The organism is Streptomyces sp. NPDC001663 (assembly GCF_042893105.1).
Lineage (GTDB): Bacteria > Actinomycetota > Actinomycetes > Streptomycetales > Streptomycetaceae > Streptomyces.
Genome location: NZ_JBIAUR010000004.1, coordinates 464,631 through 490,432, shown reverse-complemented (window position 1 = coordinate 490,432; position 25,802 = coordinate 464,631). Strand labels below are relative to the sequence as shown.

At 71.5% G+C, this 25,802-nt stretch carries 18 protein-coding genes; 7 read left to right on the top strand and 11 right to left on the bottom strand.

Translation table 11 applies throughout. The annotated features are described in order from the left end of the window. Positions 1 to 59 precede the first annotated feature (59 nt). Together ACFY1L_RS16030 and ACFY1L_RS16025 are read right to left on the bottom strand one after the other, a co-directional pair. Positions 60 to 872, bottom strand: coding sequence for a PaaX family transcriptional regulator C-terminal domain-containing protein (locus tag ACFY1L_RS16030; protein WP_388823691.1), 813 nt, complete (start codon positions 870 to 872; stop codon positions 60 to 62). A 15-nt stretch (positions 873 to 887) separates the two neighbouring features. Next, positions 888 to 2,594 carry an AMP-binding protein gene (locus ACFY1L_RS16025; protein WP_388824025.1) on the bottom strand — a complete coding sequence of 569 codons (1,707 nt, stop codon included), beginning with the start codon at positions 2,592 to 2,594 and terminating at the stop codon, positions 888 to 890. A 52-nt stretch (positions 2,595 to 2,646) separates the two neighbouring features. On the opposite strand from ACFY1L_RS16025, the gene ACFY1L_RS16020 reads away from it, so the two are divergent. After that, positions 2,647 to 3,807, top strand: a complete 1,161-nt coding sequence (locus ACFY1L_RS16020; protein WP_388823689.1) for an acyl-CoA dehydrogenase family protein — start codon at positions 2,647 to 2,649, stop codon at positions 3,805 to 3,807. Next, positions 3,804 to 4,202 carry a RidA family protein gene (locus ACFY1L_RS16015; RefSeq protein WP_388823687.1) on the top strand — a complete coding sequence of 133 codons (399 nt, stop codon included), beginning with the start codon at positions 3,804 to 3,806 and terminating at the stop codon, positions 4,200 to 4,202. The genes ACFY1L_RS16020 and ACFY1L_RS16015 overlap by 4 nt, the downstream gene beginning before the upstream one ends. A gap of 19 nt (positions 4,203 to 4,221) precedes the next feature. Here ACFY1L_RS16015 and ACFY1L_RS16010 read toward each other — a convergent pair whose 3' ends face one another. Further along, on the bottom strand, positions 4,222 to 4,416 hold the full coding sequence (locus ACFY1L_RS16010) for a DUF5999 family protein (protein ID WP_388823685.1): 195 nt from the start codon (positions 4,414 to 4,416) through the stop codon (positions 4,222 to 4,224). 227 nt (positions 4,417 to 4,643) lie between these two features. Between ACFY1L_RS16010 and ACFY1L_RS16005 the strand changes: the two genes are divergently transcribed. Both ACFY1L_RS16005 and ACFY1L_RS16000 read left to right on the top strand, forming a co-directional pair. After that, positions 4,644 to 5,090: a DUF6299 family protein gene (locus ACFY1L_RS16005; RefSeq protein WP_388823683.1), complete on the top strand. Its 447-nt coding sequence runs from the start codon at positions 4,644 to 4,646 to the stop codon at positions 5,088 to 5,090. A gap of 149 nt (positions 5,091 to 5,239) precedes the next feature. Beyond that, positions 5,240 to 6,088, top strand: coding sequence for a PaaX family transcriptional regulator C-terminal domain-containing protein (locus ACFY1L_RS16000; protein ID WP_388823681.1), 849 nt, complete (start codon positions 5,240 to 5,242; stop codon positions 6,086 to 6,088). Positions 6,089 to 6,100: 12 nt separating this feature from the next. Here the strand turns inward: ACFY1L_RS16000 and ACFY1L_RS15995 are convergent, their stop codons facing one another. The 6 genes from ACFY1L_RS15995 to ACFY1L_RS15970 all read right to left on the bottom strand — a co-directional run bounded on the left by ACFY1L_RS15995 (position 6,101) and on the right by ACFY1L_RS15970 (position 14,226). Next, a complete protein-coding gene (locus ACFY1L_RS15995) occupies positions 6,101 to 6,958 on the bottom strand; it encodes an amidohydrolase family protein (RefSeq protein ID WP_388823679.1) in 858 nt (285 codons plus the stop codon). Next, positions 6,955 to 8,484, bottom strand: coding sequence for a benzoate-CoA ligase family protein (locus ACFY1L_RS15990; protein WP_388823677.1), 1,530 nt, complete (start codon positions 8,482 to 8,484; stop codon positions 6,955 to 6,957). The genes ACFY1L_RS15995 and ACFY1L_RS15990 overlap by 4 nt, the downstream gene beginning before the upstream one ends. A gap of 10 nt (positions 8,485 to 8,494) precedes the next feature. Further along, entirely contained in the window at positions 8,495 to 9,916 is a 1,422-nt protein-coding gene (boxB, locus tag ACFY1L_RS15985) for a benzoyl-CoA 2,3-epoxidase subunit BoxB (RefSeq protein ID WP_388823675.1), read from the bottom strand. Between the two features lie 4 nt (positions 9,917 to 9,920). Beyond that, positions 9,921 to 11,549, bottom strand: coding sequence for a 2,3-epoxybenzoyl-CoA dihydrolase (boxC, locus tag ACFY1L_RS15980; RefSeq protein WP_388823673.1), 1,629 nt, complete (start codon positions 11,547 to 11,549; stop codon positions 9,921 to 9,923). Positions 11,550 to 11,649: 100 nt separating this feature from the next. Continuing rightward, positions 11,650 to 12,534 (bottom strand): SCO0930 family lipoprotein, encoded by an 885-nt coding sequence (locus ACFY1L_RS15975; RefSeq protein WP_388823671.1) that lies wholly within the window; start codon positions 12,532 to 12,534, stop codon positions 11,650 to 11,652. A gap of 120 nt (positions 12,535 to 12,654) precedes the next feature. After that, positions 12,655 to 14,226: a hypothetical protein gene (locus tag ACFY1L_RS15970; protein ID WP_388823669.1), complete on the bottom strand. Its 1,572-nt coding sequence runs from the start codon at positions 14,224 to 14,226 to the stop codon at positions 12,655 to 12,657. 159 nt (positions 14,227 to 14,385) lie between these two features. Between ACFY1L_RS15970 and ACFY1L_RS15965 the strand changes: the two genes are divergently transcribed. The 3 genes from ACFY1L_RS15965 (at position 14,386) to ACFY1L_RS15955 (ending at position 24,661) form a co-directional block, all read left to right on the top strand. Beyond that, positions 14,386 to 19,746, top strand: a complete 5,361-nt coding sequence (locus ACFY1L_RS15965; RefSeq protein WP_388823667.1) for a putative T7SS-secreted protein — start codon at positions 14,386 to 14,388, stop codon at positions 19,744 to 19,746. Between the two features lie 113 nt (positions 19,747 to 19,859). Next, complete coding sequence (locus ACFY1L_RS15960) at positions 19,860 to 20,156, top strand: WXG100 family type VII secretion target (RefSeq protein WP_361260604.1); 297 nt, start codon at positions 19,860 to 19,862, stop codon at positions 20,154 to 20,156. 122 nt (positions 20,157 to 20,278) lie between these two features. Continuing rightward, positions 20,279 to 24,661 (top strand): FtsK/SpoIIIE domain-containing protein, encoded by a 4,383-nt coding sequence (locus tag ACFY1L_RS15955; RefSeq protein ID WP_388823665.1) that lies wholly within the window; start codon positions 20,279 to 20,281, stop codon positions 24,659 to 24,661. 67 nt (positions 24,662 to 24,728) lie between these two features. On the opposite strand, the gene ACFY1L_RS15950 is transcribed toward ACFY1L_RS15955, so the two are convergent. Further along, entirely contained in the window at positions 24,729 to 25,346 is a 618-nt protein-coding gene (locus ACFY1L_RS15950; RefSeq protein WP_388823663.1) for a hypothetical protein, read from the bottom strand. Positions 25,347 to 25,409: 63 nt separating this feature from the next. Next, a complete protein-coding gene (locus tag ACFY1L_RS15945; RefSeq protein WP_388823661.1) occupies positions 25,410 to 25,700 on the bottom strand; it encodes a hypothetical protein in 291 nt (96 codons plus the stop codon). Between the last annotated feature and the right edge of the window lie 102 nt (positions 25,701 to 25,802).

Sequence of the window (25,802 nt, the reverse complement as noted above, 5' to 3'; positions counted from 1 at the left end):
TTGAGAAGAGGGAAAGAACAACCTGAGGGTTCCGTTAGTGACCTGTGTTGTGCCTGAGGTCACACGCCGACGAATTCGGCCCCCGCATCCCTGAGCCGCGCGTGCAGCCCGCGGAAGACCGCCGCCGAGCGGACTCCCGGCCAGTCCTCGGGCAGCAGGCGGGTGGGCAGGCCGGGGTCGGTGTACGGGAGGTGGCGCCAGGAGTCCAGGGCGAGGAGGTAGTCGCGGTAGGCCTCCTCGGGCGGGGTGTCGCTCCGCTGCTCCCACTCGTGCAGCACGGGCCCGTGACGATCGAGGAACTCCTCGTGCTCCTTGGCGATCGCGGCCAGGTCCCACCAGCGGGCGACCGCCTCCTCGGTCGCCGCGAAGCCGAGGTGCTCACCGCGGAACAGGTCGACGTACGGATCGAGGTGCAGCCGCCGCAGGGTGTGCCGCGTCTCCTCGTACAGGCGGGCCGGGGCGATCCACACCCCCGGGGTCGCCGTGCCGAAGCCGAGTCCGGCCAGGCGCGAGCGCAGCACGTGCCGCTTCTGCCGCTCCGACTCCGGCACGGAGAACACCGCGAGCACCCAGCCCTCGTCCTCGGGCGGCGCGGTGGCGTAGATCCGCCGGTCGCCGTCGTCGAGCAACTGCCGGGCGTCCGGCGACAGTTCGTACCCCGCCGCGCCCTGCGCCGTACGGGCCGGCAGCAGCAGCCCGCGGCGTTTGAGACGGGACACCGAGGAGCGTACGGAGGGCGCGTCCACGCCGACCGCGGCCAGCAGCCGGATCAGCTCGGCGACGGGCACGGGGCCCGGTGCGAAGCGGCCGTAGGCGCCGTAGAGCGTGACGATGAGAGACCGTGGTGCATGCTGGTCGGACACGTTGATCATCTTAGGTCTTCGGCATCAGTGCTGGTCACCTTCGGTGTCACGTTCGACGCCGCCTTCGGCGCTGCGTTCGGTGCGCAGTCTGAAGCGCTGCAGCTTGCCGGTCGCGGTGCGCGGCAGTGCGTCCAAGAAGACGATCTCCCGGGGGCACTTGTACGGTGCCAGCTCGGACTTGACGAAGGCGCGCAGGGATTCGGCGTCCCGCTCGGCGCCCTCCTTGAGGACGACGAAGGCCACGACCACCTGACCGCGGGCCTCGTCGGGCCGCCCCACGACGGCCGCCTCGACCACGTCCGAATGGCGCAGCAACGCGTCCTCGACCTCCGGTCCCGCGATGTTGTACCCGGCCGAAATGATCATGTCGTCGGCGCGGGCGACGTAACGGAAGTAGCCGTCGGGCTCGCGGACGTAGGTGTCGCCGGTGACGTTCCAGCCGCCCTGCACGTAGACGCGCTGGCGCGGGTCGGTGAGGTAATGGCAGCCGACGGGGCCTTGCACGGCGAGCAGGCCGGGCTCGCCGTCGGGCACGGGCTGCCCGTTCTCGTCCTGCACGCGCGCGTGCCACCCCGGTACGGGCACCCCCGTCGTCCCGGGCCTGATGTGCTCGTCGGCCGCGGAGATGAAGATGTGCAGCAGCTCGGTGGCGCCGATGCCGTTGATGATGCGCAGACCGGTGCGCTCGTGCCAGGCCTGCCAGGTGGCGGCGGGCAGGTTCTCGCCGGCGGAGACGCAGCGGCGCAGGGACGAGACGTCGTACGCGTCTAGCTCGTCGAGCATCAGCCGGTAGGCGGTCGGCGCGGTGAACAGGACCGAGACCCGGTGTTCGGCGACAGCGGCCAACAGCTGCTTGGGATGGGCCTGTTCGAGCAGGAGCGCGCTGGCGCCGACCCGCATCGGGAAGACCACAAGACCGCCGAGGCCGAAGGTGAAGCCGAGGGGCGGACTGCCCGCGAAGACATCGCCCACATGTGGTTGCAGCACATACTTCGAGAAGGTGTCGGCTATCGCGAGCACATCCCGGTGGAAGTGCATGCACCCTTTCGGGCGACCGGTCGTGCCCGAGGTGAACGCGATCAGTGCGACGTCGTCGGCCGCGGTCCCGACGGTCTGGTACGGGGTGTCGGGCGCCGGGCGGTGCAGGAGGTCGTCGGGGGTGTCGCCGCCGTATGTGCTGATCCGTAGGCCCGGTATCTCGGCCTTGACGAGGTCGTCGATGGACCGCACGTCGCACAGGGCGTGCCGGACCTGTGCCATGTCACATATCACTGCCAGCTCGTGCGGGCGCTGCTGGGCCAGCACGGTGACCGCGACCGCGCCCGCCTTCAGTACCGCCAGCCAGCAGGCCGCGAGCCAGGGCGTGGTCGGGCCGCGCAGCAGGACGCGGTTGCCGGGGACCACGCCGAGGTCGCGGGTGAGGACGTGCGCGAGGCGGTCGACGCGGGCGCGGAGCTCGCCGTACGTCCAGGAAGGGCCCGCGGGGGTGTGGAACACCGGGCGGGCGGGGTCGGCGCCGGCGAGGAGCTCGGCGGCGCAGTTCAGCCGATCGGGGTACCGGAGCTCCGGCAGGTCGAACCGGAGTTCGGGCCATTCCTCGGGCGGCGGGAGGTGGTCGCGCGCGAAGGTGTCGACGTGGGCCGAGACGTTCATGGCGGTGCGCCCCCTTGCCTTGCCTCTTGGGCGTCGTGGTGGGCTCGCACATGGAGCGTATCGTGTTGGTGACGGCAGTCAACAGTACGCGATACCGTCGGAGGGAGGCACGGCAGAGAGGGGACCGGCAATGCCCGCATTCTCGCTCGAACCGGAACAGATCGCCTGGTGTGGCGAGCTGCGCACCCTGGCGGCGGAACGGCTGCGCCCGCTCGCGGAGAAGGGCGAACCGGGGCACGTCAACCGCCCGCTCGTCGCCGAGCTCGGCCAACTCGGGCTGCTGGAGCGGCTGTTCACCTCGGGCGCCCTCGACCTGTGTCTGATGCGGGAGTCCCTGGCCTACGCGTGCACGGAGGCGGAGACGGCTCTCGCCCTGCAGGGCCTGGGCGCCTACCCGGTGCATGCGTACGGCACCCCGGCCCAGCGGGAGCGCCGGCTGCCCGGCGTGACGGACGGGACGACGGTCGCCGCCTTCGCGCTGAGCGAGCCCGGGGCGGGGTCGGATGCTGCGGCGCTCTCCCTGACGGCACACGCCGACGGCCCCTCCCGCTGGCGGCTCACCGGTGAGAAGTGCTGGATCTCCAACGCCCCCGAGGCCGACTTCTACACCGTCTTCGCGCGCACCACCCCGGGCGCCGGTGCCCGTGGTGTGACCGCCTTCCTCGTGCCCGCCGACCGCCCCGGCCTGACCGGCACGGCCCTCGACATGCTCTCGCCGCACCCGATCGGCGCCCTCGGCTTCGATGCCGTGCCGGTCACGGCCGACGACGTGCTCGGTGAGGTCGACCGCGGGTTCCGGGTCGCGATGGGCACCCTCAACCTGTTCCGTCCGAGCGTCGGCGCGTTCGCGGTCGGTATGGCACAGGCCGCGCTGGACGCGACCCTCGCGCACACAGCCCAACGCGACGCCTTCGGCGGCAAGTTGAGGGATCTGCAGGCCGTCGCCCACCAGGTCGCGGAGTTGGCGCTGCGCACCGACGCGGCCCGCCTCATGGTGTACGCGGCGGCGACGGCGTACGACGAAGGCGCCTCGGATGTCCCGAAGCGCGCGGCGATGGCGAAGCTGCTGGCCACCGAGACCGCGCAGTACGTCGTCGACAAGGCCGTCCAGCTGCACGGTGCGCGGGCGCTGCAGCGCGGCCACCTGCTGGAGCATCTGTATCGCGAGGTGCGCGCCCCGCGCATCTACGAGGGCGCGAGCGAGGTCCAACGGGGCATCATCGCAAAGGAGTTGTACGCCGACGTGGAGAGTGACGTGGAGACTTCCGAGACCCTGGGGGCCGCCGAGTGAGTACCGAGCGCGTCAACCCGCCCGAACTCTCCCCGGCCACCGGCTTCTCCCACGCGGTCGTGGCCACCGGTACCCGCGTCGTCTTCCTGGCCGGTCAGACCGCTCTCGACGCCGACGGCAAAGTGGTCGGCGACACCCTCCCCGAGCAGTTCGAGAGGGCCCTCGGCAATCTGCTCTCGGCGCTGCGTGCCGCCGGGGGTGCTCCCGGGGACCTGGCCCGGGTCACCGTCTACGCGACGGACATCGCCGCCTATCGGATCCACGCCCCCGAACTCGGCCGTATCTGGCGGGAGTCGGCCGGGCGGGACTATCCGGCGATGGCGGTCGTCGAGGTCGTACGCCTGTGGGACACGCAGGCGATGGTGGAACTCGACGGTTTCGCGGTGCTGCCGTAGCACCACCGCGCCGAGCCGGTCAGGCCGCGATGGCGAGGTGCTCGGTCGGCACCCGGTGCGGAGCGACGGCGCGGCCGTCGGGCGTCAGCTCGCCGGTGTCGTCGAAGACGATCGCCCCGTCGCACAGCAGGCTCCAGCCCTGCTCGGGATGGGCGGCGACGACGTGCACGGCGCTGCCGTCGAAGGAAGGGCACGAAGACTGGTGGGAACACATGTCGCACCTCCACGTCGGTCGGGACCGTCCGTCCGGTCCCGATAGGTAGACCATGCTCCCGACGCGAACTCATCGGAACGGCCTGTCGTGAAGCGTGACAACACGCGGACAACACCCGGACGGTTCCACGACCGTCGGTGCGGACTCGCCACCGAAGGGGTGACGATGACGGCCACCGGCGGGTGCGCCCGGTACCCCTGGAAGCCCCACCCTCGAGGAGGTTTCCGATGTCCGGACGATCCGCCCTGGCCCTCGCGGCCGGTGCCGCGCTGTTCCTGGTCGCCGCTCCCGCCGTCCCGGCGGCAGCGACCACGCACCCCCGCGCCGCCCTGGAGCAGACCGTGACCGTCGACCCGACGGGCCGCGTCACCGACGACGGCACCGTCACCCTGACCGGCACCTACCGCTGCACCGGCAGCGAGGGCCTGGCCTTCGTCAGTTCCTCGGTGAGCATGAAGGACAACCCGAACCTCCACCAGGGCATCGGCGGCACCCTCGCCGTGTGCGACGGTGCGGAGCACCGCTGGGAGAACACGGGCAAGCCGTTCCCGCGCCTCAAGCCGGGCGAGGCCACCGTCGAGGCCTCGGTCACCGAACTCCGCGGCGTGGGCCTGATCCCGCTGCCCGCCTTCCACGCCTACGACGTGTACGACGTCACCCTGACCAAGGCCTGACCGGCGGCCGGGCGGCCGGGACACCGTGCCTGACACGGGTTCCGGCCCCCCCGGGTCCCGGTCGCCCAGGGGTCGCGACACTCTACTGATACTTCGCGCTGCGACAAGATATTGTGTACGTAAATCCGGCGGCGAGGGGGTGACGGGGCATGGCGAAGGACGCGGCCGCACGGCCGGTGGTCAGCCGGCGCCGGGAGGTCGGTGACGCCAGCGCGCGGTCGCTGCTGATGACCGTCCTCGGCGAGTACGTCCTGCCCCGCGGCCGCCCCGTGTGGACGTCGGCCCTGGTGGAGGCGCTCGCGCTGTTCGGCGTCGAGGAGAAGTCGGCCCGCCAGTCGCTCGCCCGGACCGCCGCGGAGGGCTGGCTCGCCTCGGAGCGGGTGGGCCGCCGGACGCGCTGGGCCCTCACCCCGCCCGGGCGGCGGCTGCTGACCGAGGGTGCACAGCGCATCTACGACTTCGGCAGCGGCGAGCGCGTCTGGGACGGCACCTGGCTGGTGGTCCTCGTCTCCGTGCCGGAGGCCAAGCGGGACCTGCGGCACCGGGTGCGCACGCGGCTCAGCTGGGCCGGCTTCGGCTCCCCGGAGCCCGGCGTGTGGATCACACCGCGGGCCGACCGCGAGGCGGAGGCGCTCGGCGTCCTGAAGGAGCTCGGGCTGGCCGACGACGCGATGTCCTTCACCGCGACCTACGGTGCCGTCGGCAGCGAGGCCGCGATGGTGGCCCGGGCCTGGGACCTGAGCGGGGTGGAGGACCGGTACGAGGCCTTCATCGACGAGTTCACCGGACTGCACCCGGCCGACGGCGACCCCGTCCTGCACTCCCTGACCCTGCTCGTGCACGAGTGGCGCCGTTTCCCGTTCCTCGATCCGCGGCTGCCGCCGAAGCTGCTGCCGGCGGGCTGGAGCGGAGCCAGGGCGACCGAGCTCTTCCACGGCAGGCACGCCGAGTGGACGACGGCGGCGCAACGGCGATGGGACGAGCTGGCGGCCGACTGACGCCCCGCCCCCTCACACTCCCAGCCCGGGAAACACCTTGGCCGCATTGCCCGACAGCACTCCCCGCAAGGTCTCCCCGGGCAGGCCCAACTCCCGTAGCGCGGCCACGTTCTTGGAGGTTCCGGGCACGCCCGGCCAGTCCGTTCCGAAGATCCACCGGCCGGCCAGCCTCGGCAGGTCGAACCGGGCGTAGTACTCGGGGAGTCTGCGTGGTGGCAGCCCGGCGAGGTCCAGCCAGACGTTCGGCCGGGCGAGGGCGAGGAAGGCCGCGGTGTCGTACCACCAGCCCCGCCCGCCGTGCGCGAAGACGAACTGCACGTCCGGGAAGTCCTCCACGGCGTCGAGCATCAGCTGCGGATCGCCGTACCGCGCTCGGGCGCCGGGGAAGCTGGACGTGCCGGAGTGCACGACGACCGGGACCCCGCGCTCGGCGCACAGGGCGTACAGCGGGTACAGCTCCTTGTCGGCCGGGTCGAATCCGCCGTGCACGGGGTGGAGTTTGACGGCCACCGCGCCCAGGTCCAGCTGGCGTTCGGCCTCCGCCGCCACCGGGTGGTGCAGGTGCGGGTTGACGTTCGCCACGAGCCGGAAGCGGACCGGGTTGTGCGCCACGATCGGCAGCAGGTCCTCGATCGGCTGGATCCCCGTGGCACGCGGGCTGTACTCGCAGAACAGCAGGGCGCGGTCCACGCCCTCCGACTCCAGCAGTGCGTCCAGCCGTTCCGGCACGGGGTCGCCGTGTTCGTCGTAGGCATCGCGCCAGGGATGTCCGCGGCCGAAGGTCTGCGCCCACTCGAACCAGGACGGCTTGAGGGTGGACAGCCTCGGTACGTGGACGTGCGCGTCCACGACCGTCTCGCCGCCGATCACGGCTCCCCCTCGGAGTCGTCGCGGACCATGCCGCGCAGCACGTTGCGGCGGATCTTGCCGGTCGGCGTACGGGGCAGTTCGGGCAGCCCGATGACCGCGCGCGGCCGCTTGAAGGCGGCCAGGCCCTCACGGCACCAGGCGACCAGGGCCTCCGGGTCGACCTCGTGCCCGGGTCTCGGCACCACGCAGGCGACCGGCCTGTCCAGGCCGTCCGCGTCCCGTGCGCCGACCACGGCGACCTCGGCGACGTCCGGGTGCGCCAGCAGCCGCTCCTCGACCTCCGCGGGCGAGACCCAGATGCCGCCGGCCTTGAGCAGGTCGTTGGTGCGGCCCATGCAGGTGTAGGTGCCGTCGGCGTTGCGGACGTAGGTGTCGCCGGTGCGCACCCAGTCGCCGAGGAAGACCTGCCGGCTGGTCTCCGCCCGGCACCAGTAGCCGGTGGCGGCCGACTCCCCGCGGACGTGCAGCTCGCCGGGCGTTGCCTCACCCTCCACCACGCTGCCGTCGACGTCCCGCAGCTCCACGGCGTACCCCGGAACAGGTTCGCCGGAAGAACCCGGGTGTACGCGCCCCTGCCGGTTGGACATGAAGATGTGCAGCAGCTCGGTCGACCCGATGCCGTCGAGCACCTCCACGCCGAACCGCTCGAGCATCCCCCGGTAGATCCGCGCCGGAAGCGCCTCACCGGCCGAGACGCCCACGCGTACGGTCGCGAAGGCGTCGTCGGGTATGTCGAGGCTCGCGAGCAGCGCACCGAGGAACCCTGGCACGCCGAACAGGACCGTGGCCCGGTCGGCTGCGGCCCGCTTGGCGAACAGCGCGGGGGAGGGCCGGGCGGGCTCGAGCAACGCCGTCGCGCCGACGGCCAGCGGGAAGAACATCGAGTTGCCGAGGCCGTACGCGAAGAAAAGCTTGGCGACCGACAGACAGCGGTCGTCCGGGCCGATGCCGAGCACCTGCCGCCCGTACGTCCGAGCCACGAACCTGATGGCGGCATGCCGGTGCATCGCCGCCTTGGGCGTGCCCGTGGTGCCCGAGGTGTACAGCCACAGGGCGGGGGAGTCCGGCCAGGTGGGATACGGCTCCTCATCCGGGCCCGCGTCGAGCAGCCGCCGCCAGTCGTCGCCCAGCAGCAGGTGCTCGACCTCCGGAGCCTCCTGCACGGCCGCCCGCACCACGGGAGCGAACTCCTCGGATCCCAGCACCACTCGGGTACGGCAGTCCGCCACCAGCCTGCCCAGTTCGCCGCCGGTGAGCATCGTCGAGGCGGGTACCGCCACCGCGCCGATGCGGAAGGCGGCGAGGATGCCGGCGAACAGCTCGACGTCGTCCGCCATGCAGAACAGGACGCGCTCCTCGGGCCGTACGCCGAGGGCGCGCAGCCCGGCGGCCACCCGGCGGACCTCGCCGGACAGCTCTTCGTAGGTGAGGGTCCGGCTGGGGGTGACGACGGCCGTGCGGCCGCCGTTCCCGCCTCTCACATGCCGGTCGACCAGCCAGTCCGCAGCGTTGAACAGCTCGGGCATCCGGACCGCCTCACACCAGTCGGACGTACTCGTAGTCGAACGGTTTGCCGTTGATCCCGTTGACCGGCGGCGCCACCCAGCTCGCGATCTTCCCGCGCTCGTACACCGGCTGCATCAACGACCGTACGAACGCCAGGTCTTCGGCGGTCGGCAGCCAGTGGTGGTGGCACGCCCGCCAGGTCTCCTCGTCGACGATCGTGCCGTCGGGGGTGACGTGGTGGCCGGAGGCGAGGCCGACCTGGCGGTTGAAGCCGGGGTGCGGGAGCTTGAGGCGGAAGTCGATGCCGTGCTCGTCGAGGATGCGGTTCCAGCGTTTGACGCCGGTCCGGCAGTCGGCGATGTACTCGTCGCGCAGGTCCAGGTTGAGGGCGAGCAGCGCGGGCACCTCGTCGACGGCCCAGGTGCCGTCGTCCGCCGGCTTGTCCAACAGGACGCCGTCCTCGGTGAGTTGGTGGTCGTCACCGCGCCGCTCCTCCTGCCAGCGGCCCTTGAGGCCGGCCGTGTAGTAGTTGGCCGCGTTGGTGGAGGTCTCGCTGCCGAAGAGGTCCAGGGAGACCGTGTAGTGGAAGTTGATGTACTTCTGGATGATGTCGAGCGGGATGCCGCCGCACGCGGCGATGTCCAACGTGTCGTGGTCCCTGATCAGTTGGGCGCTGCGCATCACCACACGGTCGACACCCGTCGTACCGACCATCATGTGGTGCGCCTCCTCCTTCAGCATGAAGGTGCAGGTCCGCGACAGCGGGTCGAAGGCGCTCTCCTTGAGCGAGCCGAGCTGGTACTTGCCGTCCCGGTCGGTGAAGTACGTGAACATGTAGAAGGCCAGCCAGTCGGCGGTCTCCTCGTTGAACGCGCCCAGGATGCGCGGCGAGTCGGGGCTGCCGGAGTTGCGGTACAGCAGCGCCTCGGCCTCCTCGCGGCCCTCGCGGCCGAAGTAGGCGTGCAGCAGGTACACCATCGCCCAGAGGTGCCGCCCCTCCTCGACGTTGACCTGGAAGAGGTTGCGCAGGTCGTACAGGCTGGGCGCGGACAGCCCCAGCAGGCGCTGCTGCTCGACCGAGGCGGGCTCGGTGTCGCCCTGGATGACGATCAGCCGTTGCAGGTCGGCGCGGTACTCGCCGGGGATCTGCTGCCAGACCAGCTCGCCCTTGTGCTCGCCGAAGGCGATACGGCGATCGGGGGTGGGCTCGGCCAGGAAGATGCCCCACCGGTAGTCGGGCACGTTGACGTGGTCGAAGTGGGCCCAGCCGTCGCGGCCGACGGACACGGCGGTGCGCAGATAGACGCCGTGGTTCTCCAGCGACGGGCCCATCTCGCCCCACCAGCCGAGGAACTTGGGCTGCCAGCCCTCCAGCGCGCGCTGCAGCCGGCGGTCGTCGGCGAGGCCGACGTTGTTGGGGATCTTGGCGTCGTAGTCGATGGCCGTGGGCATCGGGTCACACTCGCTTCCGGTCGTAGACGGCCCGCTGTCCGGTGCCGTAGCGGCGCAACGCGCCTTCCGGACCTGAGGCGTTGGGACGTACGAAGATCCAGTTCTGCCAAGCGCTGAGTCGACCGAAGATCTTGGTCTCCATGGTCTCCGGGCCGACGAACCGGTGGTTGGCCTCCATCCCGGTCAGTGCGTCCGGGCTCAGCGCGGCCCGGTTCTCCAGGACGAGACGGACCTCGTCCTCCCAGTCGATGTCGTCGGGCGCGTCGGTGACGAGGCCGAGTTCGCGGGCCTGGGCGGCGCTCAGGGGCCGTCCGGCCTCCCGGTGCAGCCAGTCGAGGTGGTCGTCCTGCCGGAAGAAGCGGGACTGCAGACGGGAGAGGCCGTTGCCCATGGGGAAGACGCCGAAGTTCGCCTCGGACAGGGTGAGTTGGGCACGCTCCTCACTGTCCGGGTCCTCGATCGGGGGCCCGTCCAGCATGTACTGCAGATCGCAGGCCAGGGCCAGTTCCAGCAGGAGTCCGGCGAAGCAGCTGCCCGGTTCGACGAGCGCGACGAGGCTGCGGCTGGTGACGTCGAGGCGTTTGAGGGTGCGCTTGTAGTAGTGCAGGATCTCGTTCGCCGGCCAGTCGTCCTTCGTGCTCAACAGCCGCTGTTCATGGGCGAGTACGAGCGCGGGGTCGCCCTCCGTGCGCAGCACCCAGGTGCCGAGCTCGGGCTCGTTCGTCCTGAGTCGCAGGATCAGGTCGTCGAGTTCGCGGGTGAGGGCGAGCAGCCAGCCGTCCCCGCTGTCGTCCTCGGGTCCTCGTACGGTGATGCGGACGAGCCCCGCCGGGCGGTCGAACTCGGCGCGCACACAACGGTAGAAGAGTCCCTGCTCATTGATCTCCCGTTCCAGCGGGGCGAGTCGGATGCCCTGGACGTCCGCCGGGCGGGGATTGCGGGCCGCCGCCTCCCGCGCCCGCTGCTCGACGACCGCACGGAAGTCCCGGCGCGGCACCACCTCGTCCACCAGCCGCCAGTCCACGGCCGTCTTGCCGCGTACACCGTCGGGGCGGGTGGCGAAGACGTCGGCCAGGTCCTTGCGCACCCGGCGCTTGTCCGTCAGCCGGGTCAGGCCGCCGGTCCCGGGCAGCACGCCCAGCAGCGGCACCTCGGGCAGCGCGACCGACGAGGAGTTGTCGTCGATCAGCAGGATGCGGTCGCAGGCGAGGGCGAGCTCGTAGCCGCCGCCCGCGCAAGATCCGTTGACGGCCGCGATGAAGGTGAGGCCCGAGTGCTCGGAGGCGTCCTCCATGCTGTTGCGGGTCTCGTTGGTGAACTTGCAGAAGTTCACCTTCCACTCGTGCGCGGAGGCGGCGAGCATCCGGATGTTCGCCCCGGCGCAGAAGACCTTCTCCTTGGCGCTGGTCACCACCACGGCCCGCACTTCCGGGTGCTCGAAGCGCAGTCGCTGCAGGGCGTCGTACAGCTCGATGTCCACGCCCAGGTCGTAGGAGTTCAGCTTCAGCTCGTACCCCGGGACCAGTCCGCCCTGCTCGTCGACGTCCAGTTCCAGCCAGGCGACCGGGCCGTCGGTACGCAGCTTCCAGTGCCGGTACGTGTCCGGACTCCGGTCGAAGGACACCATCACCATGCCGAGCGCCTCCTCGTGCCGGTGCGAGTACCGTTACGAGAATCCTCTACAGCAGATCGTCAGAACGTCAAGGTTCTGTAGAATAAAAAGGCGCTGCGCGTCACTGGGCCAGTGCGCCGTCGGCCCGTACCGCGAACCAGGTGCCGCCGACGCCCTGGCCGAGCGTGTCGCCGGGGTTCTGGTCGCCGGTGTACCAGTAGAGCGGCCAGCAGTTCAGAGAGAGCTGCTTGCTGCCGTCCGGGCGGGTGTATGTGCTGATCAGCTTGGGTTTGATGCCCTTGAGGTTCTGCACGTCCACGGGTGCGGCGGGCTTCCAGAGCTTCAGGCAGTCGCCCAGGCAGTTGGACTTCATGGGCCAGGCGGTGTCCTTGGTGAAGCGGTAGAGGGTACGGCCCTTGCCGTCCCGGACGATCTCGCCGAGCTTCGGGTCGGCCACGGTGGAGAGCGCGGGCAGCTTCTCGGTCCGACCGGCCCGCTTTCCGTCGGGTGCGGTGGCGAACCAGGTCCCGCCGACCTTGTGGCCGTTCGCCTGGCGGGGCTCGGTGTCCCGCGTGTAGCGGTACATCGGCCGGCCGGCCACCGTGAGCTGTTTGGTGCCGTCGGGCCGGGTGACCGAGCCGAGCAGCGCGGGGTCGATGCCCTGGCCCGCCGAGGCGCCGTCCGCCGGGACCGGCGGCCAGGCGGCGGCGCAGTCGCCCGTACACGTGGAGGCGGGCGGTGAGGCCGTGTCGTCGTCGAAGCGGTACAGGGTGAATCCGGCACCGTCGGTCACGACCGGGCCCAGCTCGGCGCTCTGCCAGACGCTGAGCCTGCCTGCCTCCGTCGGCTGGGCGCCGGCGTCCTGGACCGTGGTCGCGGCCGAGGCCGCCGGTGTCGCGACCGCGGCGTTCGCCGGAGCGGCGGGGGTCTGTGAACTCCCGCACGCGGCCGTCGACATGACCGCCGCGACCGTCAACGCGACCGGGATGCAGGTGAGTGCGCGCATGGCTGTGCCTCGTCTCTGTTCGAAGGGTGTTGGTTCGGGTGGGAGACCGCCCCGGCCGCCGGGGAGGAGGTCGACCGGCTGCCGGGGCGGAGTCAGGGGTGTTTCGGCCGTTGCGGCAGGTCAGACGCGGCCGGTGCCCGCGCCCACGAGGGTCTGGGTGGGCACGATCACCTGCAGGCCCAGCACGCCCAGGTCGACGAGGCCGTCGGACTCGGCGTACCACCGCCAGTGCGCCCCGGGGACGTCGCCGACCGTGAGGACGATCCAGCCGCCGCCCTCGGGTGCGGCGAGGTCCGCCAGCGCCCGCGCCTCGTCGGCGGTCGGCGGATCCAGGAGTACGACGAACCCGGTGACCTCACCCGTCCGGGCCGCGCCGCGCACCAGTCCGACGCCCAACTCCTCGGCGGAGTTGAGGACTTCCTCGGGGGCCCGGCCCTTCACGTCGGACACGGAGCGCACCCGCACCAGGCCGTTGAGCCCGGGCAGGGCGTTCGCGGTCGGGTCGACCGAGACAACCACCGTGCGCTGCCTGGGGAGTTCGAGCAGACCCCGGACCAGCGCCGCCACCGTGTCCTGGGCGACCGTGAGGTCACCGGTGACGCTCAGCGCGCCGTTGATCTGGCCGAGGTCGACCATGACCTGCGCGTCACGCTCGCTCACGCCGACCCGGGCCAGATGCGGCAGGGCGAGACCGAGGTCGGCCGAGGGGACGCCTTCGATGACCGAGGGAAGTCCCTTGCGTTCCCACCGAGTTGGCGCGACCGCGGTCCACGGTGCCGGGGCCTGGCTCGCACCCGAGACCGAGGCGAGCAGCTTGGTGGGCTCCGCCAGCACGCTGTAGACGCGGACCGGCCGGGTCGTCTCCGAGGCGTCTGTGTCGTGTGCGGGGACGATCTCGCGCAGGGCCTGGCGGACCACCACCGGCGTACGGGTGTCCGCCGCGAGCCGCCGGGCCAGGGCGCCCCGGCGCCGCCGGCGCAGGGCCAGCGCCAGTCCGCGCGGCAGCCGGGGGCGCAGGACGCGGCCCGCCCGGGCGGCCCCGGAACCGGTGGCCCGGGCGGCCCGGCCGAGCGGGCGGCGCGCGACGATCACCACGGTCAGCGCGGTGACGCCGGCGATGCCACCGACCAGTGCGGGCAGCGGGACGCGGTCGCCGACCGCGGCGAACGGTCCGCTCGACCTGCCGGCCGTCGCAGGGGTCGTAGCGGACGCACTGGGCGAGGCCGCGGGCGAACTCTGCCCGGAGGGCGCGGACTTGGACTGGGGGAGCACGCCCACCTGGACGCCGGAACCGGAGGCGTCCTCGGGCAGGATCAGCGGGAAGCCGGGTTCGAGTTGGTCGGGGCTGACGAACACCGAGCCGTCCGGCAGCACCCGGCCGCTGTTCAGCACCAGGATCTCCTCGAACCGGTTGCCGTCGCCGAGGGTGCGCTGCGCGATGTCGAAGAGCGTGTCGGGCTTGCCGCCGTTGTCCTTCGGCTCCTTGACGACGTAGAACTTCGTCACGTCCTCGGCCAGCAGCACCTGCCCCGGCCGCTGCGGGACCGCCGCGTGGGCGGGCGCGGGCAGCGCCATCCACGTGACGAGCGCGAGCCCGCACACCGCCATGGCCTGTGCCGTTCTGCGCTGCACATCCGTGCGCCGTACCCGGGCCGTGGTCGTCCGTGCGCCCGTCGCTGGTGCGTCTCGCATCTTTCTCGTCCTCCTCCGTCAGGGCCGTCGACGCGTCGGCTGGGAGCGCGTCGGCCGTCACACGGGCGGAGCGGGCGGGTGGTTCAAACGCTCTGAACCGTTCCGCGGCGCCACGCGTGCACAGGGCGCCCAACGAACCAGAAGCGGGGAGGCGCTGAGATGGCACGACGGCACACCACGGGCTGGGAGGTCCTGGGGTTCACGAGCGACCCCACCCCCGGCGATCCGGAGGCGATCCGGACGCTGGCGAAGACCTACCAGGAACTCGGTGACGGGGCGGGTGAGGCCGTCGACCTGCTCAGCGACGGCGGGGCGATCCGGCAGGGCCAGGGCAAGGCGATGGACGCGCTGCGGGAGCGGATCAACAAGGACCTGCCGGGGATGCTGGTGAAGACCCGGGACTCCTTCCGGGACGCCGCCGAGGCCTACACCACGTACGCCGACACCCTGACGAACGCCCAGGAGATGCTGGACCGGGCGATCGACGAGGGCCAGGAGGTCGCGGACACCGCGAAGACCGACGTGCCCGCACTGGCCGCGGACGCCACTCCGGACCAGGTCGACGCGCACAACAGCCAACAGAACCAGGTGGATGCGGCGAAGGACCGGCTGTCGGCCGCCGAGGCGCTCGGCCGGGACGCGGAGCGGCTGCGGGAGGACGGCTCACGCCGGGCGTCGGTCATCCTCGACGACGCGGCGAAGGAGGCGATCCCGGAGCGGGGCTTCTTCAAGAAGGTCGGCGACTTCCTCGCCGACAACCCCATCATCGAGATCATCGCGGGCATCATCGTCGGCATCGTCGCGGTCTTCCTGCCCTTCGTGGGCGTGCTGCTGGGCGCCGCACTGCTGGCCCTGTCCGTGATCCGGATGGTCTCGCAGGGCAAGATCGACGTGGGCGATCTGGTCATCGGCATCCTGACCCTGGTGCCCGGCGGTGTGCTGCTCGGCGCGCTCGGCAAGGTGGGTGCCTCGGTGGCCAAGCTGGCCAAACTCGCCCCGGCCCTCGCCAAGTTGGGCAAAGGCGCCGGGACCATCTCGGCCGCCCTGACGAAGATCGTCAAGGGCTCGACGCTGGTCCGCAAGGTCATCAACCCGCTGGGCAAGGGCCTGGTGGGGCTCAGCGCGAACCCGGGGCTCGCCCTCGCCGGCAAGGTCGCGCTCGACGTGGGCACCGAGTTCACGCTCGGCTTCGCCGCGGCCGGGATCACCGCGGCGGCCGACGGCAAGAAGTTCGACCTCGGGCCCGCCGCCATCGGCTCGCTGATCGGTGCCGCGTCGGGCGGTGTGCTCTCCGCGTTCGGCGGCACGAAGTTCGCCAACAGCATCAAGGACGCCTTCACCACCAAGGGCAAGTTCAAGAGCAACATCGACAAGGCGTTCTCCAAGGGGAGCCTCGGCATCGTCGACGGCAAGTTCAAACCGAGCGGCATCCTGCACGTGGACGGCAAGGGACAGCCGCAGAAAACGGGCTTCCACGGCATCAACGGCTCGACCAGCTCGGACCCGGCCGACGGCGTGCTCAAGACCAAGGTGACCACGCCGGACGGGACCAAGACCGAGGGGAAGATCGACCCGGGCGGGCCCAAGGCGGACCCGACCACGAACGAACTGCCCTTCGCCGGGGACGCCGACCCCGAGCCGGTGGCCAAGACCACCACGCCCGACGGCTTCACCTCGGAGACCAAGGACGGCACGAACACCATCAAGTCGCCGGACGGGGACAAGATCTCCTCGAACGGTACGACGACCAAGATCGACACCCCGCTGACCGGCCCCGGCAAGCTCGAGAACGGCATCAACACGGTCGGCGGCGAGTTCGGGCCGGGCATCAACGACCACTTCGGCATCGGCGCCGACAAGCCCACGATCAGTACGGAGCTGACGCCGAACGGCGGGTTCAAGACATCCGGTTCCTTCGGTGACGTCAACCACCAGGGCGGAGTCACCACCATCAGCACGCCCGGCGTGGGCGAAGCAGGTCCGACGCCGCAGTTCCAGGTGAACGGCCATGAGATCTCCACGCCCGGCGGCGTCGGCGCCACCAACGGCCCCGGCTTCTCCGAGGTGCACGGTCCCGGTCTGTCCGTCGACAACCAGAACGGCACCCACTCGGTGTTCAACACCGCGCACCCCGGGGGCGGCGCCGCGCCGGTCGTCACCCACAACCCGGGCAACGGCTCCATCGGCGTGGACCTGGGCAACCACACGACGATCAACGCCGACGCGGGCCACCTCGACCACGGTGTGACGCTGCCCAGCGGCACCCAGACCTCGATCGACGGCGGCGGCACCATCCACGTCGACAACGGCGGCCCGGGCGGGCAGGGCGTCACGCTGCCGCCCGCGCACACCAACAACCCGGTCACCGTCACCGACGGCGGCACCACGACGACCCTGCCCGGAGGCGGCGGCGCGACCATCACCACGCCGGGCGGGCACACCACCACCCTCGGCGACAACGGCTTCACGGTGAACACCGGCGGCCCGAACCCCGACACCGTGCAGTTCCACGGGAACAACGGCACGCTCGACGTGACCCCGGCCGGCGGGCACCCGCCGGTGACGGTGACCCCGAACGGCGATGTCTCCGTCGGCGGGTTCAAGACCGACCACACGGGCGGCGGTTCGGTCACGGACGGTACCCACTCGGTGGACTTCTCACCGAACGACGTCACGTTCAAGGGACCGGACGGCAAGGGGTTCAGCGTCAATCCCAACGGCCGCTTCGACGTCGACGGCATCCACCAGTCGCCGGACGGCGTCATCACCTCGGGCTCGACCACGCTGAACAAGGACGGCTCCGCGGCCATCGCGCACAACGGCCAGGAGTTCAAGGTCGACCCGGACGGCCGGATCACGGTCACCCCGGGCCCCGGCAACACCGGCGTCCAGGGCGCCCCGCAGCCCACCCCCGGCAACCCGGTCACCCTGGGCAACACCACCGTCAGCGTGGACGGCGTCGGCCACCACACCGTCACGGTCACCGGCAACAACGGCACCACGGCCTCGGTGACGAACGGCACCACGACCGTCAACCACGGCCCGTTCCAGGTCAGTCACGGCCCGAACGGCATCAACGGCACCACCACCGGCGTCAACCCGATCCAGGTCGGCCACGGCACCGACGGCATCTCCACGGTCTCGCACGGCGGTACCACGGTGAGCACCGGCGCCAACACTCCGACCACCGTGGGCAATCACGGCACCGGGCAGCCGCCCGCGGTCACCGTCACCCCGTCGAAGGGCGGCACCCCGACCCAGGTCACCACCGACGGCAGCACCTCCACCCTGACGAACAACGGCGCCCAGACCGACGTCGGCGGCAACAACGTCGCGAACGGCACCGTCAACAACGACGGTTCCGTCTCCACGAACGCCCCGGCCGGCCCCAACACCACCGTCGACCACGGCCCGACCGGCACGGTCGCCACGGACAACGGCGGCACCTTCGCCGTCGACAACAACGGCACCGTCACCGACGGCCAGATCACCGTCCACCCCGACACCGACGGCACCACCCCCGTCGCCACCATCGCCAACGCCGGAGACGGCGGCGCCCAGGCGACGCTCGGCCCGAACGGCATCGACAGCCAGGGCGTGTCCACCACGGTGAACGGCAACGGTGACGTCGTCTTCACCCACCAGCCGGACGGTGGCGGACTGCCCACCACCGCCACCGTGAGCCCCGACGGCAGCCTCACCGCCCAGGGACCCGACGGGTCCATCGCCAACGTTCCGGGCGGTCCGGGCGACACGACGGTCATCAACACGCACGGCAACACCATCACCTCGGACGGGCAGACCATCACCCACTCCGACGGCGGCTTCACCACCACCATCACCGACGGTCCGAACGGCCCGGTGACCGCCACCGTCCACGAGGGGTCCGGCATCGGGCACAGCGTCGACGGCAACGGCCAGGCCACCGTCCACAACTCGCCGAGCGGCGCAGACATCAGTGGCACCAACAGCCAGGTCAACGTCACCACCCCGCAGCAGGAGGGCTGGGGCCTGTTCGGCAAGCCCGGGATGACGGGTGGTCAGAACACGCTGTCCAACGGCCCGAACGGCCCCACCATCACCACCCACGGCGCCGACCCGATCCACGAGCCCGGCAGCACGGTCACCCACAACCCCAACCCGGGCCACGAGGGGGAGTTCACCACCACCTACGGACCGGCCCAGGGCACCTTCGGCCCCGGCGGCGTCCACCAGCTCGGCCCCTCCGGAACTCATGTGGACCCCAACACCGGCGCGCCCATCGACACCGCGGGGAACCCGATCGGCAACGGACCCGGGCAGACCCCGATCAGCACGATCCACGGCGACGGCGCGAGCGGCATCACCGTGACCACGCCGGGCAACGGCCCGACCGTGCACCACGAGGGCTTCTTCGGCGGCAAGACCACCGTCGACACCGGCAACGTCACCGTCACCAAGACGCCCGGCGGCCAGGAGAACGCGGGCACCGCCGGCCAGAAGTCCGGTGTGGTCGACGGCCCGCACAACCCGCTCAACCCCCAGGACGCCCCGGGCCCCGAGACCTTCAAGGTCGGCGGCAACAACGGCGGCCCCAGCGTGGACGTCCCGGTCGGCGGCGGCAAGTCCACGGTGCACGGCGGCGGCTTCGACGTGAAGTCGACGGGCAAGGGCACCTTCGAGGTCTCCCCGCCCGGCGGCGGCGACGGTGCCACGGTCACCGTCGGCAAGGACGGCAGTCTGTCCGGTCCCGGAGTGGTCCACCCGACCCTCCCCGACGGCCAGTTCGGCCCGGTCGGACCCTCGCACGCACCGCTCGGCAACGGCACCACGATCAGTCAGGGGCCCGGCGGGACCACCGTCACCACCCCCAACGGCGGCCCGACCAGCACCTTCAACAACGGTACGGCGACCACGACCGATCCCGGCAACGGCGTGACCATCACCCAACACCCGGACGGCAACGCCACGTTCAACAGCAACGCAGGCGGCGAGAACACCACCCTCAACGTCAGCGGAAACGGCGTGGACGGCACCGTCACCAAGACCGCCCCGGGCGGCAACCAGACCAACTTCGGCGTCGGCGTCGGCGACAGCGGCGCCGTCAAGGTCAAGGACGGCACCGGCAACACCGTCACCGACGTGGACGCGGCGGGCTCCGTCAACGAGCAGCACTCGCCGGTCCACGAGTACTACTCGCACACGAGCGGGCCCACCGCGGTGACCGACCTGCGCGAGTACGGCTACGAGGCCGTCACCAGCGTCCTCAAGGGCGTCTTCAACCAGGGCATCAGCGCCGCCTACCAGATCGGCGCCAACCACGCCGACCCGCTGACCACCCTGGAGAACGCCGGCATCCGGATCGGCAACGGCATCGGCAGCTCGCTGGGCAGCAAGCAGCTGGAGAACTCCTACGTCTTCAAGACCAAGGGTCCCGAGACGGCCATCTCCAGTCTGCCCACAAAGGTGCTCGGCGGCCTGAACAACAACGCCGACGTCGACTTCGCGCATTCCAACGACGAAAAGCCCGTCACTCTCTGAACCACTTCCGCGCGCCCCACGTGTGTATGGCGCCGGACCAAGAAGCCCAGAGAAAAGCCACCAAAGAAGCCCGCACAGCGGCGAATTACCGATATAGAAACGGGAGAATTCCGATGGCCGACTACATCGTCAACGACGAGAAGACCTCCGCGACCGCCTCCAGCACCATGAACGAGTACGACACGGCCGTGGCCCAGCTGGAGAAGATCAAGCGGGACCTGGACGCGCTGACCGAGGACGGCTACAACACCCCTGCCGCCAAGACCAAGTTCAAGCCCTTCGTCGAGGACTTCTCCAAGGGCTACCGCTCGGTCGTCGAGGGCCTGACGGGCATCTCCAAGTACGTCGACGGCGTCGGCAAGGGCTTCAACCAGCTCGACTCCGACATGGGCAACAGCCTCTCCAAGTAGGCCCGTTCACTCCTGCCGGCCGGGCCGGACCACCGCGGTCCGGCCCGGCCTGCCGTCGCCGTCCCCACGGCGTACCTCCGCACCCCCCCGCATACCTCCGCGTGCACCGAGGAGCACCGACCATGCGTCTGACCGTCACCGCCGTCGACCCGCAGCAGGGCCAGACCGCGGACATCGTGATCGAGGCCGATCCATCGGTTCCGGTCGGCGAGCTCGCCGAGGAACTCCGCCGGCGGCTGCGCGGCGGTGACCCCGACGCGCAGCCGGTCCTCTTCCACAGCGGTACCCCGCTGCCGTACGACCAACCCGTGGGCGCCACCGGCCTCAGGGCCGGCAGCCTGCTGTCCCTGGACGTGCCCGTGGCCGTGCCCGGCCGGGAGCCGGACGGGGTCGCGGAGGTGCGGGCGGTCGGTGGTGCCGATGCCGGGGCCGTGTTCCGGCTGCCGCCGGGCGACTACGAGATCGGCGCCGCCGACGCCTGCCGGATCCGGCTGACCGCCGACGGCCTCGCCAAGACGGCCGCCCAGCTGAAGGTCCTGGCCGACGGCACCGCGACCGTGCGGTCCGCGCCGGGTGAGGGGGTGCTGCTGGACGACACCGCCGTACCCGACTGGACGGAGTGGCCCGCAGCCGGTGTCCTCGAAGTGGGCCCGGTCCTGCTGGAGCTGGCCGCCCCCTCGTTCCCCGACGCCGCCCTCGTCCCCTCCGAGGACGGCGTCGGTCTGGACTACAACCGTCCGCCGCGGCTGCTGCCGCCGCCCGTGCAGAACCGGTTCAAGCTGCCGGTGCCGCCCGGCAAGCCGGCCCGCAACAAGCTCCAACTGCCGCTCATCTTCGCTCCGTTGGTGATGGCGGGGGTCTCCGTGCTGCTGCTCGGCAACCTCCGCTTCCTGATCTTCGGTCTCCTCTCCCCGGTCATCGCCCTGGTCAGCCAGCTCTCCAACAAGAAGCGCGGCAAGGAGAACCACCAGGAGCAGGTCGCCGAGTACGAGAAGAAGAAGGCCGAGCTGGAGGAGGAGGTGGACCAGGCGGTGCTCGCGGAGCAGCGGGCCCGGCGGACCGCGAGCCCCGACCCGGCGAGCACCCTGCTCATCGCCGCCGGTCCGCGCCTGCGGCTGTGGGAGCGGCGCTGGCGCGACGACGACTTCCTGCTGCTGCGCCTCGGTGTCGCCGACCGGCCGGCCTACGTCGAACTCGACGACCCGGCCGAGGCGGAGCACCGCCGACGGATCACCCGAATCACCCGGGCCGTGCCCGTCACCGTTCCGCTGCGCGCCGCTGGAGTGCTGGGCATCGCGGGCGGCGACGCCGCCGAACCGCTCGTACGCTGGCTCGCCGCCCAGGCCGCGACCCTGCACAGCCCCTCCGACCTGCGGATCTGCGTACTCGCGGGCAGCAGTGGCGAGGACCGCTGGTCCTGGGTGCACTGGCTGCCGCACACCGCCCCGCTCGGCGAGGACACCCGCAGCCTGGTCGGCGCGACCACCGAGTCCGTGGGCCGCCGTATCGCCGAGATCTGCGCGCTGATCGCCGCCCGGCAGGCCGCCGGGAACCGCGGACCGCGCGGGGGAGCGGCCGGCGAACCGGACGTCCTGGTCGTCCTCGACGGCGCCCGCAGACTGCGCGCGCTGCCCGGCGTCATCCAGATCCTGCGGGAGGGGCCGGCGGTCGGCGTGTACGCGGTGTGCGTGGACGACGAGGCACGGCTGCTGCCCGAGGAGTGCCAGGCCGTGGCGGTGGCCGGGCCCGACGGGCGGCTACGCGTCGAGCAGACCGGGGCCGACCCCGTGGTCGGCGTGCTCATGGATGCGCCGGGCCGTGCCTGGTCCGTCGGCGTCGCCCGCGCCCTCGCCCCGCTGCGGGACGTGGGCGACGACGCCGAGGAGAACCTGCTGCCCGGCTCCGTACGACTGCTCGACGTGCTCGGTCTGGAACCGCCGGTGCCGGACGGGGTCGCCGCCGGCTGGGTCCTCAACGGCCGTAGCACCAGGGCGGTTCTGGGCGAGGGAGTCGACGGGCCGTTCTCCGTCGACCTCGCCGCGGACGGACCGCACGGACTGATCGCCGGGACCACCGGCTCCGGCAAGTCCGAGCTGCTGCAGACCCTGGTGGCGAGCCTCGCCGTCGCCAACCGGCCCGACGAGCTGAACTTCGTCCTCATCGACTACAAGGGCGGCAGCGCGTTCGCCGAGTGCGAGGACCTGCCGCACACCGTCGGCATGGTCACCGACCTCGACACCCACCTGGTGGAACGGGCGTTGGTCTCGCTCGGCGCCGAACTCAAGCGCCGCGAGCACATCCTGGCCGGGGCGGCCGCCAAGGACATCGACGACTACACCGACAAGCGCACCCGGCGCCCCGAGCTCGCACCGCTGCCCCGACTGGTGCTGGTCATCGACGAGTTCGCCTCGATGATCCGTGAACTGCCCGACTTCGTCTCGGGGTTGGTCAACATCGCGCAGCGGGGCCGCTCCCTCGGCATCCACCTGATGCTGGCCACCCAGCGCCCCTCCGGCGCGGTCACCGCCGACATCCGCGCCAACACCAACCTCCGTATCGCTCTGCGCACGACGGACACCGGCGAGAGCCGCGACATCATCGACGCCCCCGACTCCGGCCAGCTCTCGCCCCGCACCCCCGGCCGCGCCTACGCCCGGCTCGGACACGCGGCACTGCTGCCCTTCCAGACCGGCCGGATCGGCGGCCGCCGCCTCGACCCGACGGCCCTGGACGAGGAGCACGCGGCCCCGGTCCTCACCGAACTCCACTGGGAGGAACTGGGCGACCCGCTGCCCCGCGCGGCCGTCGCGGAGCTCGCCGTGCAGCCGGTAACCGACCTTTCGGTGCTGGTGGAGGCGGTGCGCGGGGCGGCGGAGCAGCTCGCCGTACCGCCCGCGCGCCGGCCTTGGCTGCCGCCGCTGCCCGACACACTGGCACTCGCCGACCTGGCCTCCTCCGCCGCCTCCTCCGAACCCGGACACCTTGCCCCCGTCGCGTACGGCATGGTCGACGTGCCGGCCGAGCAGGCGCAGCGCGAACTCGCCTTCGATCTCGACCGGATGGGCCATCTGCACATCATCGGCTCGCCCCGCAGCGGCCGTTCCCAGACGCTGCGCACCCTGGCCGCTGCCCTGGCCGGGGCGCACGGCACCGCCGACGTCCACCTCTACGGCCTCGACTGCGGCAACGGCGCCCTCCAGGCCCTGACCGGGCTGCCGCACTGCGGCGCGGTCGTCGACCGGGGCGAGACCGAGCGGGTGGTGCGGCTGCTGTCCCGGCTCACCGGCGAGGTCGGCCGGCGCCGCGCGCTGCTCGGCCGGCAGGGCGTCGCGGACCTCACGGAGCTGCGCCGGATCCTGCCCGAGGAGCAACGGCCGCCGCACGTACTGCTGTTGGTCGACCGGTTCGAGGCCTTCGAGCGGGACTTCTCCGCGTACGACCAGGGCAGTGTGATGGACGCGATGACGCTGCTGATGCGCGAGGGTGCGAGCGTCGGCGTGCATCTGGTGCTCGCCGGTGACCGGGTGCTGAGCCAGAGCCGGTTCTCCTCCACCACGGAGGACAAGCTGGTGCTGCGGCTCAACGACCGCAACGACTACTCGATGGTGGGCCTGACCGCCCGCTCCGTCCCCGAGGACCTCCCCGCGGGCCGCGCCATCCAGCCCAAGGACACGACGAACGCCCAGATCGCGCTCGTCGAAGGCACCGACCCGAGCGGCGCCGCCCAGGCCCGCGCCCTGGTCGCACTGGCCGAGCGGACGACGGAGCGGGACGCCGAAGTCCCGGACGGGCGGCGGCCGTTCAGGGTAGACGTGCTGCCCGACCGGCTCGGCTTCGAGGAGGCCCTGGAGCGCAGGCCCCGTAACGTCTCCCCGCTGTGGGCGATGGTCGGCGTCGGCGGCGACGAACTCTCCGCGCAGGGCACCGACATGTCCCAGGTCCCGTCCTTCGTGATCGGCGGACCGCCGCGCTCGGGCCGCAGCACCGTGCTGCTCACCATGGCCCGCTCGCTGCTCGACCTGGGCACGAAGCTCGTGGTGATCACGCCCCGCACCTCGCTCCTGCGGGGGCTCTCCGGACATCCCGGTGTGGTCGAGGTCTTCACGGACTCCGACGTCGAGGTGGCCGCCTTCCGCGCGGCGCTCGGCAGGGTCGACTCACCGGCCGGCGCGATCCTGGTCGACGACGCGGAGCTGATGATCAACTCGGAGCTGGACAACGACCTGGCCGCCCTCGCCCGGGGCAGCGCGGGTGACGGCTGGGGCCTGGTCGTGGCCGGCAACAACGAGGTCCTGCTCGGCGGCCTGTCCGGCTGGCAGGCCATCGTCCGCCGCAACCGCTGCGGGGCACTGCTCGCCCCGCGCTCGGCGAGCGACGGCGAACTCGTCGGCGCCCGCGTCCCTCGCGGGATCCTCGGCGAGGACAGCGAACCGGGCCGCGCCCATCTCCAGCTCGGCGACGGCCGGTTCCTGACGGTACGGGTGCCGGAGACGACGGTGGACTGACCACTGCGCCCGTACGAAAGGGGCCCTGCCGTCCGACGGACGGCAGGGCCCCTTTCGTGTTCCGCGCCTAGCGCGCGGCGCCGACCGGCGCCTCCTCCCCGAACGCGAACGTCGACGTGATGGCGTCGAAGAGGTCGTAGAGCTGGTCGGCCAGCGGGATGTTCGGGCTGAAGCAGGTGATGATCAGCACCCGCCGGCTGTCGGGCACCGGCACCACCGTGTGCATCACCACCAGCTTGTACGAGACGCCCGCGGCGACCTCGCTCTCCTCGATGCCGACGAGCCGGCCGACCTGCCCGGGGCCGGGCAGCGTCTCCGTCGTGAACGTCCGCGTCGTGCCCTGGCCCCGGCGGTCCCCGGTGGCGGAGAACTGCTTGGCCAGGCCGTGCGCGGAGAAGTCCTCGCCGGGCGGCGGGGTGATGCTGAACACCAGCAGACCGGCCATCAGCAGGCCGTCCTCGTACATGGTCGTGGTGCCCGCGGCGTACACGGCGCCGCGCCGGCGGGCACCGTCCATGATCCGCCGGGCATTGCGGAAGGCCTGGTTGACGACGTCCCGCGTCGGCTTGTCGGGGGTCTGCCGCAGCAGCTCGGCCCGGCGCTCGGCGAGTGTGTCGCCGCTGAGGTCGTACTCCGTCCAGTTGTCCGGGATGGCGATCCCGAAGGTCTGCGAACCGTTGGTCATGGGGACCGTGCTCCTTGGGTTGGTCGCGTCCGGTTGGTTCGTCGCGTTCGGCCGTCGCCGTCGTCAGGACTTGCTTCCGTCATTGCCGTCGAGCGCCGACGCCTGCTGGTTGTCGGCGTCCGCGAACGCCTTCACGATGGCCTCGCAGGCTTCCCTGAGGTCCTTGCTGTTCCGCTTGAGCTGGGTGCGCCCGTCGTTCCACTTCTTGTCGAAGTTGCTGCCCGCGTCGACCAGGGGCCGGCCCACGGCGTCGGCGTCGAAACCGCTCGACCTGGTCTCGATCAGGTCCATCACCTGCCGCAGCAGCGTGCCGAGGCGCTCCACCTCGTCTCCGGGCATGTTGATCTCGGCCATGGGCTCCTCCCTGGGTGCGTGGTTCGGCGGGCTCGTCCTGCCTCGCACCAGGAACGGGACCCGGGGCGGGGCGGTTCAAAGCCCGGGCATGTCAAATGTGCG

Coding starts and splice junctions, on each gene's coding strand:
- ACFY1L_RS15945 (WP_388823661.1), bottom strand. CDS start 25,700: ATGGCCGAGATCAACATGCCCGGAGACGAGGTGGAGCGCCTCGGCACG.
- boxC (WP_388823673.1), bottom strand. CDS start 11,549: ATGGTGATGGTGTCCTTCGACCGGAGTCCGGACACGTACCGGCACTGG.
- ACFY1L_RS16030 (WP_388823691.1), bottom strand. CDS start 872: ATGATCAACGTGTCCGACCAGCATGCACCACGGTCTCTCATCGTCACG.
- ACFY1L_RS15955 (WP_388823665.1), top strand. CDS start 20,279: ATGCGTCTGACCGTCACCGCCGTCGACCCGCAGCAGGGCCAGACCGCG.
- ACFY1L_RS16000 (WP_388823681.1), top strand. CDS start 5,240: ATGGCGAAGGACGCGGCCGCACGGCCGGTGGTCAGCCGGCGCCGGGAG.
- boxB (WP_388823675.1), bottom strand. CDS start 9,916: ATGCCCACGGCCATCGACTACGACGCCAAGATCCCCAACAACGTCGGC.
- ACFY1L_RS16020 (WP_388823689.1), top strand. CDS start 2,647: ATGCCCGCATTCTCGCTCGAACCGGAACAGATCGCCTGGTGTGGCGAG.
- ACFY1L_RS15975 (WP_388823671.1), bottom strand. CDS start 12,534: ATGCGCGCACTCACCTGCATCCCGGTCGCGTTGACGGTCGCGGCGGTC.
- ACFY1L_RS15970 (WP_388823669.1), bottom strand. CDS start 14,226: ATGCGAGACGCACCAGCGACGGGCGCACGGACGACCACGGCCCGGGTA.
- ACFY1L_RS15990 (WP_388823677.1), bottom strand. CDS start 8,484: ATGCCCGAGCTGTTCAACGCTGCGGACTGGCTGGTCGACCGGCATGTG.
- ACFY1L_RS15950 (WP_388823663.1), bottom strand. CDS start 25,346: ATGACCAACGGTTCGCAGACCTTCGGGATCGCCATCCCGGACAACTGG.
- ACFY1L_RS16010 (WP_388823685.1), bottom strand. CDS start 4,416: ATGTGTTCCCACCAGTCTTCGTGCCCTTCCTTCGACGGCAGCGCCGTG.
- ACFY1L_RS15960 (WP_361260604.1), top strand. CDS start 19,860: ATGGCCGACTACATCGTCAACGACGAGAAGACCTCCGCGACCGCCTCC.
- ACFY1L_RS15965 (WP_388823667.1), top strand. CDS start 14,386: ATGGCACGACGGCACACCACGGGCTGGGAGGTCCTGGGGTTCACGAGC.
- ACFY1L_RS16005 (WP_388823683.1), top strand. CDS start 4,644: ATGTCCGGACGATCCGCCCTGGCCCTCGCGGCCGGTGCCGCGCTGTTC.